Genomic DNA, 13,098 nt, shown 5'->3' on the forward strand with positions numbered 1-13,098 from the left:
TTGACGAAGCCCGCCCGGGCGTCCAACGCATCAGCAGCCGGCCCTCACGCTACAGGACGTTTGCCGATACTGTTTCGGTTCAGAGGCGGGCCTGCCAGGTCACTTCTTCCACGCCCAGCTCGTGGGCCATGGCCCGGCTCAGCACAAACAGGAAGTCGGACAGGCGGTTCAGGTAAACCACAACCAAGTCGGCCACGAAGGAATCTTCGGCCAGGTGAATGACCAGGCGCTCGGCCCGGCGGCACACGCAGCGGGCTACGTGCGCGTGGCTCACGGCCGGGTGCCCGCCCGGCAAAATGAAGGCCCGCAGTTCCGGCAGGTCCAGGTTGAGGCGGTCCATTTCGTCTTCCAGCAGCGTCACGTCGGCGGCGTGCAGGTCGGGCAGCTTCATTTTCGACTTCTCCGGGTCGGCGGCCAGGGCCGAGCCGATGGTGAACAGGCGGTCCTGAATTTCCTTGAGCAGCGGCCGGCGACCGGCGTTCACGTCCTGGTCGCGCACCAGCCCGATGTGGGAGTTCAGCTCATCCACCGTGCCGTAGCACTCGATGCGCAGGCTGCTCTTGGGCACGCGCGTGCCGCCGATGAGGGACGTGAGGCCTTTGTCGCCGGTCTTGGTGTAGATTTTCATGAAACAGGTTGGTTCTATCTTAAACGTCATGCTTCGACTCCGCTCAGCATGACGGCCCATAGCAGCAAATCATCCTTTTAATGCCCCGCCACGGCGTGTTTCATCACGTCGTTGTTGATTTCATCGGACTCCACCAGGCCATCGCGCAGGCGCACAATGCGGTGGGCATAGCGGGCAATGTCCTCCTCGTGCGTCACCATGATGATGGTGTTGCCTTTGGCATACAGCGCCTCAAACAGGTCCATGATTTCGTGGCTGGTTTTGGAGTCGAGGGCGCCGGTGGGCTCGTCGGCCAGCAGCACGCTGGGGTTGTTGACGAGGGCGCGGGCAATGGCCACGCGCTGGCGCTGCCCGCCCGAAAGCTCGTTGGGGCGGTGCGAGGCGCGGTCGGCCAGGCCCACCGAGCGCAGCGACTCCATGGCGCGCTCGCTGCGGTCGCGCTTGTTCAGGCCGGCGTAGATGAGCGGCAGGGCCACGTTGTCGAGGGCCGTGGCGCGGGGCAACAGGTTAAAGCTCTGGAAAACGAAGCCGATTTCCTTGTTGCGCACTTCGGCCAGCTGGTTGTCGCTCATGCGGCTCACGTCCTGGCCGTTGAGAATGTACTGCCCTTTGCTGGGCGTGTCGAGGCAGCCCACAATGTTCATCAGCGTCGATTTGCCCGAGCCCGACGGCCCCATAAACGCCACGTACTCGCCCCGCGGAATCTGGATGGTGACCGAGCGCAGGGCATTAATCACCTCCGTGCCCATCACATAGGATTTGGCGATGTCCGTGGTTTCGATAACGTTTGAATTCATGGGGCTGAGTCAGTAGTTGGAATCAAGTAGCAAGTCCCAGGACCGTCGCCACTCGTAGAACACCTCTATCGCAAAAGTCATCCTACTTATTACTCGGGTCTTGTTACTTGAAAGCTTATTGCTGGGGCGAAGCCGCCGGCGCACCAGAGAAGGACGCGGCGGCAGCCGCCCGGGCTGCCTGCCGGGCGGCGTATTCGGTTGCTAATGTAGCATACGCCGCCGTGGGCAGCAGCCGGCGCAGCTGGGCCAGCGCGTCGGCGGCGTAGTCGGTGAGGCCGGCATCGGCGGCGGCCAGCACGTAGGCCCGCAGCAGCGGCAGCGACTGCGGGTTTTCGTCCAGCCCGGCCCGCAGGGCTTCGTAGGCAGCCGTGGCCTCGTGGCGGCTGGTAAAGAAGCGCCCGGCCGCCAGAATAGCGGCTTCGTTGAACGGTGCTTCGCGCACGATGCGCTGGTAGCTTTTGGTGGCGGCCGCCACGTTGCCCTGCTGCTCGGCCGCGCGGGCCGCGTTGAGCCAATCGGCTCCGATTCGCGAGCTGTCCGGCGTTGCAACCGGAAGCCCGGCCGCCAGCAGCCGTTGGGCCTGCCGCGCCTGCCGCTGCTGCGCCGTATCGGCCGAGGCCAGCAGCCGGGCCGTGGCTGCCCGCACCGAGTCCGCATTGCCCGTCAGGGCCAGGGCGTAAACGCGCATTTCGGCGGCCTGCGGCGCACCGTGCGAGGCGGCAAAGCCCAGCTGGTCGGCAGCCGTGGCGTACTGTCCCTGCTGCAGCTGCCACAGCCCCAGCAGCTGCTGGTAGTAGGCGGCCGTGGCCGAGGTGCCGGCCGCCAGCGGCAGAAGCAGCTGCCGCGCCACCTGCTCCTGCCCCAGCGCATGGCGGGCCAGCGCCTGCAGAAACAGCAGCTGCTCGTAATAATCCGCGTTGGCCGGCTGCGCAGTCAGCTGATTAAGCTGCTTGAATAGTGCTGGTGTCAGCTGGTTTTTATGCCGCGCCACATACAGCAATACGGCGTGGTAGAGCTGGGCAAAGCTGGCCTCATCCAGCACGCGCACCGAGGCATCGGGGGCCGTGGGCGTCAGCTCCAGCGGCGTTTTGGTGCTCAGCTGCAGCAGCGCGTAGTTGCTCATCAGGGCCGGCTCGGTGGTTTTCACCGTCAGCTTAGCACTGCGCTGGCGGGCTTCGGACAGCAGATTCTGACTCAGGAGGAAAGCCAGCTGGTTGGTGCGGCTGGCGTAGCTGCCGGGGGCCAGCTGCTCGGTTTTATCAAGGTAAAAAGCCGTGGAGTCGCTCAGCGAGGTCTGGGTGAACAGCTGCGCCAAATCACCGGCCAGCGCGGCACTGCGCGGCTGGGCTTTCAGGCCGCGCCGCAAAATCTCAAGGCCATCGAACAGGTCCTCCGGGGCGTTGTAGAGCGAGGCCAGCCGCAGCGACACCTTTTCATTGGGCCCGCGCAGCAGGGCCCGGCGCAGCGAATTAATCTCGTTCTGGCGCTGCTGCCGGAAACGGTAGAGCGCCGCCCGGCCAAACTCGGCGTGCAGGTTGCTCCGGTAGCGCACGTCGCCGCTTTCGGCGTAGTAGCGCTCGGCCAGCCCGGCCAGGCCCAGCTCGTCGGGGGCGGCTTCGCTTTGCTGGCGCGTCAGGTCGCCCAAGTAGTTGAACTGGCCCGCCAGCACCTGGTCGGCCAGCGGAAAATCCATCCGCGACTGCACCATGATGATGATGCCCAGCGCCAGAATGTACACCGGATAAAACGGCAGCCGGCGCGGCTCAAACACCACCCGGTACACCCGCAGCCGCTGCTTTATCAGCCCCCCAAAATTCATGAGCACATACAGCAGGAAAGCTCCGCCCACCGTGGCCAGCGCCAGCCCCGTGAAGCTGCGCGCCGCCACCAGCAAGGGCGTGTTGGCCGTAGCCAGGGCATAGCCCAGCGCCCCGGCCGCGCCCAGCACCGCCAGCGGATACAGCTGCGCCGCGCCCTGGGCATAGGGCACCCACTCGGCATAGCTGGGAGCCCGCAGGCGCAGGCCCAGCCAGCCGGCCACCACGGCCGGCACCAGCAGCACCAGCGGGTCGAGGTTCACCCCCGGCAGCAGCTCCAGCACGCCGCCGTTCCACACATACAAAATCACCACGCCCACGTAGAGCCCGGCCGCCAGCACAAAGGGCACCAGCCCAAAGCGCCCGCTCGCCTGCTCGGCCTGGGTGTTGAACCACAGCAGGGCCCGCACGTTCTCCACCCCTACCCACAGCACCACCAGCGCCACCAGCACGGCTCCGCCGGGCGTGGCATAGGCGGCCAGCTGCAAGGTAGTTTCGGTGGCCGACAGCAGGCTCTGGGCGTACAGCAATGCAGCCAGGCCCGCCACTACGGCCCCCATCAGCACGGCCCGCCAGCGCAAAGCCAGGCTCTCGGCAAAAGCGTGCAGGCCAAAGCCGCCGCCGCCAACCAAGCCCAGCATGAGGTACAGAAAATACCGCTCGCTGGTGTTGAAAATACCCAGCGACTCGGTATTCAGCGACAGCAGCAGGAAAATGACGGGCACCATGCCCGCCACAAAAGCCGGCCGCGCCAGCGTGCTTACCACCGCCACCCAGCCGGCCAGCGTCACGGCCAGCAGCAGCAGGAACAGGCCGGCGGCCAGCGGCTGCGTGAAGGGCCCGGCCACGTCGTGCGTCAGCGTCACGATGAAGCCGCTGGCCTGCACGGGCAGGTGCACCGGCCCGGCCGCCACGCTGTCCAGCGTGAGCGGCACGGCTTGCAGGTGCGGCACCTCGCGCAGGGGCAGGGTGCTGGCTTCGCCGGTGAAGTAATAGAAAATAGTGAGCCCCACGGCCAGCGCGGCCAGGATTGCCAGCCAGCCGGGCCGCTCGGCGCGGTTCGAACGTTGTTGCGCCACGCTCTATTCCAGCACTTTGGGCACCCGGAAATAGTCCGAATCCTTGCGTGGGGCATTGCGCAGCCCTTCCTGATGGCTCACCGTGTTGCGGGCGTCATCGTCGCGCAGCACGTTGATTTCCTGCGACAAATGCACCAGCGGCTCCACGCCGGCCGTGTCCACGCTTTCGAGCTGGGCCACAAAGTCCAGAATGTTGTTCAGGTCGCCGAGCATCTGCTTCTCGCGGGTTTCGTCAAATTCGAGGCGGGCCAGGTGGGCCAGGCCGCGCAGGGTTCCGAGGTCGGTGCTCATGTATGGTTATGAGTTAAAAGTTGTGCGTTAAGAGTTGGCCGGCTGTTTCTCAGTAGACGTAACGTCTGCCGGAGCCCGCCAGGTACTCGGGCCGGGCTTCACCGCGCCTTCGGGCAGGAAATCGCCGGCCAGCAGGGCCGCCACGCGCTCCTTGAGCGCCGGCACATCGGCCAGCGTGAGGCCGGCGGTGGAAATGGGCGGGTGAAAAACAATTTTGAGGCGATGGTAGCGCACCCGCAGGCTACCGGCCACGTCGGGCATAAACATGTGGTTGAGCGGCTGGCCCACCGGCACTATCGGCACGCCAGCATCGATGGCCAGCTGAAAGGCACCATCCAGAAACGGCAGCAGCTCCTTGCCCGGCGTGGGCGAAATGCGGCCCTCGGCAAAAATGGCAATGCTCTTGCCCTCGGCCAGGCTGCGGCGCGCCGCCACCATGGCCCGGCCCCGGCTCACGGCGCTGGCCCGGTCCACGGTGATGTAAACGCGGCCGAAGATGGGCCCCCACACCGGCGTTTTCGCCAATGACGCCTTGCCCATCATGTTCAGAAAACCCGGGATGTACTTGAACAGCATCATGATGTCGATGTACGAGCCGTGGTTCGACACGTACACGCAGGGCTGCGGGTTGGGGCCAGCGCTTTCGCGCACCACTTCCACGGGCACGCCCCACATCGTAATCGACAGCCACGACCACCACCGGTTGATGGCGTGCACCACCTTGTGCCCGCCCGGCCGCCGGCTGAAGTACCATTGCAGCGGGTAGGTGAGCACGAATGGCAGAACAAACCAGAACGTGGCCCAGGTAGTGTATAGGCGCTGGCCGATGTAGCGAAGCAAGTGGCGCATACCGGCAAAGTTACGGCCCGGATAGGAAGAACGGCGCGGGCGCGGCAGCCCCCACCGTTATCGACGGCCCGCCAGCACCTTCTCCGCTTTCAGCAGGCCCGCCACGCTCACGCAGTCCGTAATGCGGTCGTCCATCACCATCTGAATGGCCTGGGCCAGGGGCAGCTTCCAGAGGCGCAGGTCCTCGGTTTCTTCGGGTTCGACGTCGCCTTCGGTCAGGTCTTCGGCTAGGTACACAAAGCCCTCTTCGTCGGTCACGGAGTTGGAAGTGTGCAGCCGGGCAATGCAGGTCCAGCGGGCGGCCGTCATGCCGGTTTCTTCCTTCAGCTCCCGCTGCGCCGATTCTAGGCAGTCGAGTTCTACCGGGCCGCCGCCCATCGGAATTTCCCAGCTGTACTCATTCAGCGGGTAGCGGTACTGGCCCACCAGCCAGGTATTGCCTTCGGCATCGACGGGCACAATGCCCAGGGCTTTGTTTTTCATCGTTACCACGCCGTAGATGCCCCGGCCGCCGCCGGGATTCAGCACCTGGTCTTCGCGCACCGAAATCCAGGGGTTGTGGTATTTCACTTCCGTGCTGAGGGTTTGCCAGGGGTTGTGGGCTTCATCAACTGCTGGAGGAATGGATGATGGCATCGTTTCTAAAAAAATGATTGTTAAATACTCTGGTAAAACTACGGATGTGCCTGCGGCTAATACTTAGGCATTCGTCGGCTATAGTTCGCCATCCGCCGGGAATAGTACGCCATTGGCCGGCTAATTTCCGGTGTTTGTCCATTATTACTTGCGCTCCGCCTTCAAGTTTTCGTAGCTTTGACCCATAAGTACCCCCGCACGGGCTGGAAATGTGGAAAGGAAGGACCTCTCGTGCGGCGGCGCTCTGGCTGAAAAGGTGGGGTAGACACCTCTAAGCCGGACCCGCCACTTTAAGGCCATCGCACTTGTGCGGTGGCCTTTTTTGTGTCCAAAAAGGTGGTTTGATGCTGTAAAGCGGCGTAGCGGCGTAGGGCCATCAACCCTGAAGTGTGCGGGACCGTACCACCGAGTACTCCGGCTGCCACATCCCGGCCGGTCCTTTTCCCATGGCTCAGCCCAATTCCAAGTCCAAGCAAAACGCCAACGCCGAAGAACACGACCCCCTCTTCAACCTCAAGCATGCCGAAGCCGAAGCCGACCTCGCCCGCAATACCGGTGGCCTCGGCCCCGTCACCAACGAATACGTGACCACCGACGAAGACTCTGAAATCGATGAAGGGCCGCGCGACAGCCAGGGCCAGCGCCGGGGCGAAACCGACCCCACCGACGAAGGCAGCACTGCTGGCCGCCACTAGCCTATAGCACCGTTTTGAGGCGGGGAGTGAAGAATTGCGCCGAACTTGCGCCTTTCTTCACTCCCCGTTTTTATTCTCTGCTGTGCTCCTTGCTACTCACACCGGCCATGCGCTTGAAGCTGGCCTCGACGAAGCTGGCCGTGGCTGTTTGGCCGGGCCGGTTTTCGCGGCGGCCGTCATCCTGCCCGCCGATTTCACCCCGCGCTTTCTCAACGATTCCAAGCAGCTAACGGCCAAACGGCGCGAAGCGCTGCGGCCCGAAATCTGCGGTGCGGCAGTAGCCTGGGCCGTCGGCCAGGCTTCGACAGCAGAAATTGCCAGCCTCAACATCGCCCAGGCCAGCTACCTGGCCATGCACCGGGCGGTGGCAGCGCTATCCGTCATCCCGGCCCATTTGCTGGTCGATGGCAACCGTTTTCGTCCGTTGGCCGGCTTCGAGCATACCTGCATTATCGGCGGCGATGGGCTTTACCGGAACATTGCGGCGGCATCCATTCTGGCCAAAACCTTGCGCGACGAGCACATGCTGGCCCTGGCGGCCGAATTTCCGGAGTATAAGTGGGAACAGAACGCAGGCTATCCAACGGCGGCGCATCGGGCCGCAATTCGGGCGCATGGGCCCAGCCCGCATCATCGCATGGGCTTCCGGTTGCTATAGCTGGCGTTTGTGCTGCTATAAGTTTAAGCCTGGCGCTGCCGGGCTGCTCCCCTACTGCTTCAGCTTTAGCAGGTCCAGAAACAGGCTGAAGCCATCTACGCTGGTGCCGCCCTCCCCAAACGTATCGAAGCTCAGGGGCTTGATGATGTAGCCGCTCACGGCCAGCTCCTGGGCCTTCAGCCGGTCCGATTCCAGGTCGGAAGTAGTCATGATAAACACGTTCAGGCCCACAAATTCCGGGTCAGAGCGCAGAACTTCCAACAGCTCCAGGCCATTCATGCGGGGCATATTGATGTCGAGCATCACCACATCCGGCTTTTCAATCTTGGGTTCGCCACCCTCGCCACGGAGCATTTTGAGCGCTTCACGGCCGTTGCGCGCGTGAATGATGGGAACATTGATGTTTTGGCGGCGCAGCTCGCGCTGCACGTTCATGACGTCCATCTGGTCGTCTTCCACGAGCAAAATGCTGGGCGTGGGATGGTCGGCGGACATAGGCTATGCAATTGTCAACAGCGGGAAAATACCCGCAAAAAGGAGCCCGACAGGAAAATGACGCTGTCAGGCAGGCAATGATACGGCAGAACCAGCCGCAGCGGCTATTGTTGTGGCCGAGGTTTTGGTCTTCATCGGTTTCTTGGGCCAGGTAAAGGTAAACTTAGCGCCCTGACCTTCGGCCGATTTCACCCCGATGCGCCCGCCCTGCCGCTCCACAATCTTTTTCACAATGGCCAGGCCTACGCCCGTGCTTTCGAAGGTGTCGCGTTCGGTCAGGGTCTGGAAGATGATGAAAATCCGGTCGTGATATTCCGGGTCAATGCCCGGCCCGTCGTCCTCGACCGAAAACGAGTAGAAGTCACCTGCGTCGTCGCAGCCAATGTGCACAGTACCGGTAGCCGGATGGTCGTGGTATTTGAGCGCGTTGCTGATGAGGTTGGTAAACACCTGCTGAAGCTGCACGGCATTGGTGGTGAGCGTGGGAAGGAAAAACGGCAGCTCTATTTTAAAGCCCGGCGGCGGATTCAGGGTATCGATGACTTCCCGCAGCAGGGTACGCACAAATACGGTTTCGTCGGCCTGCGCCACCCGGCCCACGCGCGCCAGGTCCAGAATGCCGGTAATGAGCTTTTCCATACGGTGCACACGCTGCCGCATCATGCCCAGAAACTCCCGGATGTGCGGCGGCAGCTCGTCCTTGCCCATGTCTTCTTCAATCCAGCGCGATGCGCTTTCGATGCCGCGCAGCGGTGCTTTCAGGTCGTGCGAAACCACGTAGGCAAACTGGTCAAGTTCCTGATTGCGGTTTTCGAGCTGGCTGACGTTGGCGCCTACCGTGCGGGCCATCACGTTGAGCGCCGACGTTAGCTCGCTCACTTCGTCCTGCTCAGTATCCACAATCTGGGTGCTGTAGTCGCCGTCGGCCATGCGCTGGGCCAGCACGAGCATACCGTTCAGGCGCTTCGAAAACAGCCGCACAATGTAGACCGCCCAGGCCAGCCCCAGCAGCAGCGCGGCCAGGCCCAGCCCGGCCGAAAGCCATTCGGCCCGCCGGATGCTGGCATCGAGTTGTTGGCGGAGCCGGTCGCGGGTATGGGCTTCGTTCTGCTCAAACTTCGCCATGCGGTCGCGCACATTGTCCATTATCTGCTTGCCGGTCAGATTTTCCGCCAGGTACCCGTGCGGCATAAAATCCAGGCCACGCTGGCCGGCGTGCCGATGGCGGGCCTCCCGCTTTTCCGAAATCAGCAGGTGGCTATAGCTCGTCCATTGCTGAAAGAGGCGTTGTGTCTGGTCTACCAACTGCACCTGGGTGGGCACCGTAGTTACCATGTTGCGCAGGTCGCCGAAGCGCCCAATCATCTCGCGCTCACCCTCATAGTACACGTCCAGCGTCTGCTCGTTGCCCACCAGCACGTAGCCCCTGAAGCCGGTTTCCATGTCCACGATGTTACGCACCAGCGTCACCCCTTCCGTCGACACACGCTGCGACCGTTCCACCTGCCGCGCGTTGCGCAACACCTGCCCCGCCAGTTGATAGTAGAACAGCACCACGACTGCAAAAAGCGCCAGCAGCAGTACAAAACCGGCAAAAAGCTTCGTCTTAAGAGTAATTTTCATTCAGGGCAGCAGGTGCTTCGGGCATTGTTCAAATCTCCCTACGCAGCTTGGCCTCCATGGTTTGCAATAAGCCTGTCATCGAGTCGGCAATTGCCTGGAGGGGCAGGTAACCAGCGCCTGCCTCGGCCGTTTTGCCAGCTTGGTACATGTCCATCAGTCGGTTAGCTTCCCGATGAATAAGAACGTGTTGCCGGTCAAACAGTGGGGCTTCGGGCAGGTGGGCATACGGCCCGGTACCGCGCAGCCGCTCGGCAATCCAGATACCCAGGCTGCATTGCTCGGGGTCACGCAAGGGCCCTTCGTTGCCCTCATTGCCGAAAAGAAATGACCGCAGCCTGCTCTTAAAATGAACATGCTTGATAAGCGCGGATTCGAAATCACGCTTGAGCTCTTCTGAAGTCATAAGTCATGGTAAAAGGGAGTCTGGCAAGTTTACGCAGCCCGGTCAAAGCCAAGCGGGCCCGTTTTCCAGCACAGTGCCTTTGGCGAGCTAACCCAAACGGCTACGAAGATACATTGTTCCACCATGGCAGCTTCTGGACCGGAATGGCGTAATTTTGCGCTTTGCTGCATTCAGCAAAGCCGGCATCCTGCCGTTCATGCCTTTTTTTCCACCAATGACCCAAGACCAGATTAAGGACTTGAAGGGCCGCGCCGAGGCCCTGAGGAGGTATCTTTGACTACGATGCCCGCAAAGAACAAATAGCCGCTGCGGAAGCCCAGACTACCGCACCCGGCTTCTGGGACGACTCGAAAGCCGCCGAAACCACGCTGCGCGAAATCAAAGCCATCAAAACCTGGACCGACGACTACGAAGCCGTGCAGCAGGCGCTGGCCGATACCGAAGTGCTGTTCGATTTCCATAAAGAAGGCGACGTGCCGGAAGCCGAAATGCAGGCCGACTACGATGCTACCCTGAAAAAAGTGGAGGCGCTGGAGTTTAAGCGGATGCTTTCGGATGAAGAAGACCAACTGTCGGCTATTATCGACATCAACCCTGGGGCCGGTGGCACCGAAAGCCAGGACTGGGCCGAGATGCTGATGCGGATGTACATCATGTGGGCCGAAAGCCACGGCTTCGGGGTGAAGCAAATCAGCTACCAACCCGGCGAGGGAGCGGGCATTAAGTCTGCGTCGCTGGAAATTGACGGGGACTTTGCTTATGGCTACCTCAAAAGCGAAATCGGTGTGCATCGCCTCGTACGCATGTCGCCCTTCGACAGCAGCGGCCGACGGCATACCTCATTTGCCTCGGTGTTTGCCTATCCGGTGATTGATGACACCATCAACATCGAAATCAATCCGGCCGATATTTCCTGGGATACCTTCCGGGCCGGCGGCGCAGGTGGGCAGAACGTGAACAAGGTAGAAACCGCCGTACGGCTCACGCACGCGCCGTCCGGCATCATCATTGCCGTCCAGATTGAGCGCAGCCAGCTCATGAACAAGGAGCACGCCCTGCGCATGCTCAAATCGCGCCTCTATCAGATTGTGATGGACAAGCGCCACGCCGAGCGCGACAAAGTAGAAGCTACTAAGAAGCGCATCGACTTCGGCTCCCAGATTCGCAACTACGTACTTCATCCCTACAAGCTCATCAAGGACCTGCGTACCGGCATCGAGCGCACCGACGTGCAGAACGTGCTGGATGGCGACTTGGACGAGTACATCAAGGGCTTTTTGATGCAGAGCTGAAGTTGTTCAGGCCTCGCTGGCTGAGGCTGGCCACAAGCAAAAAAAGGGCTGCCCGATTGGGCAGCCCTTTTTTTGCTTGCGTTTGACTAGCGGCTAGTCAATCACATCCCAGAACAGTTTCGAGAACTGGTTTGTGCCACCAGGGATGTTAGCCTGGTTGGTGCTAACCTCCGTCTGCGGATAAATCAGGCGCGAAGGCAGCGGGTTGGAGCCACGCTCCAGCGAAAGCTTGAACTTTGGCTGTGCCGTACGGCGGTAATCAGCCCAAGCCTCGGTGCTGGCCACGGTGTTCTCAGCCAGATACTTCTGGTAGAGAATTTTGTCGGTCTTGCTTACCGTACGGGGCGTAGTGAGCGGCGTAGTAGCAGGAGCCGTCAAATCGGTTCCTTCACGTACGGTCGTCGTGCCCACTTCCCAGGTTACCAGACCATTAGCAGCGTTGGCCGCAATGTAGGCATCGTAAGGAGCCTGACCAGCAGCAGTGCTGTTGAACGTGTAGTTGAAGGAAGCACGGATACCAGCCAGGAAGTCCGTTTTAGCAGCAGCATCACCACCGGTGAACAGGCCACGAACTTCAGCTTCCGATTTGGAGAAGAGGTGCTCCGAAAGCAGCATCAACACCGTGGGCTGGCTGGCGCTGCGCAGGAACGTACCACCGCTTGGATAAGCCGGGTTGATAACGACGGTTACAGGCGTTGTCGAGCCAGTGGGTGTATAGGTGTAAGTAGCGGCAGCAGTCGTCGGCAATTTCAGACGCGAACCCACCGTGGCATCGGTAGCAACAAAACGAGGAGGGCTAGTATCGCCCAAATCAGAACCAACGTAAATGTTAGTTACCGGAGCACCATTCACCGTCCGCTTACCATACGTGTAAAGTTCCCCAATGCGCGGGTCACTGTTCAGCTGATACTGGTTAATGATGTAGTTGGTTGGCATGATGTAGCTGTACTCAGCCGTGGTAGCAGCCAAACCAACCGAGTAGCCGTAACGGTTATAAAAGGGGTTCTGCTGGTTGGAGTTCGAAGCGTAACCAGGCTTAACCGTAACGTCGGCCGTGATGAAACCACCACCGGCAGTAGTAGCGGCTTCCGTTTGAAGAGCCGTCATCTCCGTTGCTACATAGGAATTCAAAGCACCGTCATTGGTCGACGATTCGCGCAACAGGATACGCAGACGCAGGCTGTTGGCAAAACGCTTCCAGTTGGTCATGTTACCGCTGAACACAACGTCTTCGGTAGTCACTGCACGCACGCCGGGAATGGCAGCAGCGGCATTGATATCAGCAACAGCACCTTTCAACTGAACCACCAAGTCTTTGTAGATGTCGGCAGCTTTGTCGTAGGAAGGAGCCGTGTTAGCGGCACCTTTCAGGGCATTCGTGTAAGGAATATCCCCGTATTCATCTACCAGCAACAGGAAGTTATAAGCCTTCATGATGCGAGCAATGGCAGCATGGTAAGGATAACCGTTTGCGGTACCATTCTGCTGAATGAGGTTATAATCATTCAGGTTGTCGTAGGTATTATTCCACAGTGCTTGGTAATAAGCATTGGAATAATTGTACGTACGCTCTTCCGGAAAACCGCTCACCACCCCCGATTTGGTCCAGAACCCCGTGGCAAGGCTGGAATATGTGTTGTAGCTCGTACCGTTTTGTACACCGGCCGAATAGTTCTGGGCAGTAACCGTCAGGGCGTTAGCCAGCTGTGCGTCCGGGTTTACCGAAGTAGGCTGGTTGGGGTTTTCATTAATATCGAGAAATTTCTCGCAACCAGTCGCTGCAGTAGTCAGCGTTGCAGCAAGCAGTACTCTTACAAGTGCTTTCATGGGTGGTT

At 60.7% G+C, this 13,098-nt stretch carries 13 protein-coding genes; 3 read left to right on the forward strand and 10 right to left on the reverse strand.

Going from position 1 to position 13,098, the window contains the following annotated elements; all coding sequences use genetic code 11:
• Positions 1–79 precede the first annotated feature (79 nt).
• The 6 genes from ACYVHT_RS06655 to ACYVHT_RS06680 all read right to left on the reverse strand — a co-directional run bounded on the left by ACYVHT_RS06655 (position 80) and on the right by ACYVHT_RS06680 (position 6,097).
• Positions 80–628: an ATP:cob(I)alamin adenosyltransferase gene (locus ACYVHT_RS06655; protein WP_460549251.1), complete on the reverse strand. Its 549-nt coding sequence runs from the start codon at positions 626–628 to the stop codon at positions 80–82.
• Between the two features lie 77 nt (positions 629–705).
• A complete protein-coding gene (locus ACYVHT_RS06660; RefSeq protein ID WP_460549254.1) occupies positions 706–1,425 on the reverse strand; it encodes an ABC transporter ATP-binding protein in 720 nt (239 codons plus the stop codon).
• A gap of 115 nt (positions 1,426–1,540) precedes the next feature.
• A complete protein-coding gene (locus tag ACYVHT_RS06665; protein WP_460549256.1) occupies positions 1,541–4,321 on the reverse strand; it encodes a hypothetical protein in 2,781 nt (926 codons plus the stop codon).
• Between the two features lie 3 nt (positions 4,322–4,324).
• Positions 4,325–4,612 (reverse strand): Asp-tRNA(Asn)/Glu-tRNA(Gln) amidotransferase subunit GatC, encoded by a 288-nt coding sequence (gene gatC / locus ACYVHT_RS06670; RefSeq protein ID WP_460549258.1) that lies wholly within the window; start codon positions 4,610–4,612, stop codon positions 4,325–4,327.
• 27 nt (positions 4,613–4,639) lie between these two features.
• A complete protein-coding gene (locus ACYVHT_RS06675) occupies positions 4,640–5,461 on the reverse strand; it encodes a lysophospholipid acyltransferase family protein (protein WP_460549260.1) in 822 nt (273 codons plus the stop codon).
• A gap of 57 nt (positions 5,462–5,518) precedes the next feature.
• Complete coding sequence (locus ACYVHT_RS06680) at positions 5,519–6,097, reverse strand: NUDIX hydrolase (RefSeq protein ID WP_460549262.1); 579 nt, start codon at positions 6,095–6,097, stop codon at positions 5,519–5,521.
• Between the two features lie 446 nt (positions 6,098–6,543).
• Here ACYVHT_RS06680 and ACYVHT_RS06685 point away from each other — a divergent pair, with 446 nt between their 5' ends.
• Both ACYVHT_RS06685 and ACYVHT_RS06690 read left to right on the forward strand, forming a co-directional pair.
• Entirely contained in the window at positions 6,544–6,792 is a 249-nt protein-coding gene (locus ACYVHT_RS06685) for a hypothetical protein (protein WP_460549264.1), read from the forward strand.
• Positions 6,793–6,874: 82 nt separating this feature from the next.
• Entirely contained in the window at positions 6,875–7,450 is a 576-nt protein-coding gene (locus ACYVHT_RS06690; protein WP_460549266.1) for a ribonuclease HII, read from the forward strand.
• A gap of 51 nt (positions 7,451–7,501) precedes the next feature.
• Here the strand turns inward: ACYVHT_RS06690 and ACYVHT_RS06695 are convergent, their stop codons facing one another.
• The 3 genes from ACYVHT_RS06695 to ACYVHT_RS06705 all read right to left on the reverse strand — a co-directional run bounded on the left by ACYVHT_RS06695 (position 7,502) and on the right by ACYVHT_RS06705 (position 9,971).
• Positions 7,502–7,945, reverse strand: a complete 444-nt coding sequence (locus tag ACYVHT_RS06695; protein ID WP_460549268.1) for a response regulator — start codon at positions 7,943–7,945, stop codon at positions 7,502–7,504.
• Between the two features lie 66 nt (positions 7,946–8,011).
• The gene (locus tag ACYVHT_RS06700; RefSeq protein ID WP_460549271.1) at positions 8,012–9,568 is read right to left on the reverse strand and encodes a sensor histidine kinase; all 1,557 of its coding nucleotides are present in this window, start codon (positions 9,566–9,568) and stop codon (positions 8,012–8,014) included.
• A 28-nt stretch (positions 9,569–9,596) separates the two neighbouring features.
• The gene (locus ACYVHT_RS06705) at positions 9,597–9,971 is read right to left on the reverse strand and encodes a CZB domain-containing protein (protein WP_460549273.1); all 375 of its coding nucleotides are present in this window, start codon (positions 9,969–9,971) and stop codon (positions 9,597–9,599) included.
• A gap of 214 nt (positions 9,972–10,185) precedes the next feature.
• On the opposite strand from ACYVHT_RS06705, the gene prfB reads away from it, so the two are divergent.
• A protein-coding gene (gene prfB, locus ACYVHT_RS06710) for a peptide chain release factor 2 (protein ID WP_460549275.1) occupies positions 10,186–11,263 on the forward strand; the annotation gives its coding sequence in 2 pieces (ribosomal slippage) (positions 10,186–10,245 and positions 10,247–11,263; 1,077 coding nt in all).
• 93 nt (positions 11,264–11,356) lie between these two features.
• Here the strand turns inward: prfB and ACYVHT_RS06715 are convergent.
• On the reverse strand, positions 11,357–13,090 hold the full coding sequence (locus ACYVHT_RS06715; protein WP_460549277.1) for a RagB/SusD family nutrient uptake outer membrane protein: 1,734 nt from the start codon (positions 13,088–13,090) through the stop codon (positions 11,357–11,359).
• Between the last annotated feature and the right edge of the window lie 8 nt (positions 13,091–13,098).

The sequence above is a fragment of the Hymenobacter daeguensis genome (genome assembly GCF_054780555.1).

Excerpts from the sequence above, each read along its gene's own strand:
- ACYVHT_RS06685 (WP_460549264.1), top strand. The coding sequence starts at position 6,544 with ATGGCTCAGCCCAATTCCAAGTCCAAGCAAAACGCCAACGCCGAAGAA.
- ACYVHT_RS06700 (WP_460549271.1), bottom strand. The coding sequence starts at position 9,568 with ATGAAAATTACTCTTAAGACGAAGCTTTTTGCCGGTTTTGTACTGCTG.
- ACYVHT_RS06660 (WP_460549254.1), bottom strand. The coding sequence starts at position 1,425 with ATGAATTCAAACGTTATCGAAACCACGGACATCGCCAAATCCTATGTG.
- ACYVHT_RS06705 (WP_460549273.1), bottom strand. The coding sequence starts at position 9,971 with ATGACTTCAGAAGAGCTCAAGCGTGATTTCGAATCCGCGCTTATCAAG.
- gatC (WP_460549258.1), bottom strand. The coding sequence starts at position 4,612 with ATGAGCACCGACCTCGGAACCCTGCGCGGCCTGGCCCACCTGGCCCGC.
- ACYVHT_RS06675 (WP_460549260.1), bottom strand. The coding sequence starts at position 5,461 with ATGCGCCACTTGCTTCGCTACATCGGCCAGCGCCTATACACTACCTGG.
- ACYVHT_RS06680 (WP_460549262.1), bottom strand. The coding sequence starts at position 6,097 with ATGCCATCATCCATTCCTCCAGCAGTTGATGAAGCCCACAACCCCTGG.
- ACYVHT_RS06715 (WP_460549277.1), bottom strand. The coding sequence starts at position 13,090 with ATGAAAGCACTTGTAAGAGTACTGCTTGCTGCAACGCTGACTACTGCA.
- ACYVHT_RS06695 (WP_460549268.1), bottom strand. The coding sequence starts at position 7,945 with ATGTCCGCCGACCATCCCACGCCCAGCATTTTGCTCGTGGAAGACGAC.
- ACYVHT_RS06655 (WP_460549251.1), bottom strand. The coding sequence starts at position 628 with ATGAAAATCTACACCAAGACCGGCGACAAAGGCCTCACGTCCCTCATC.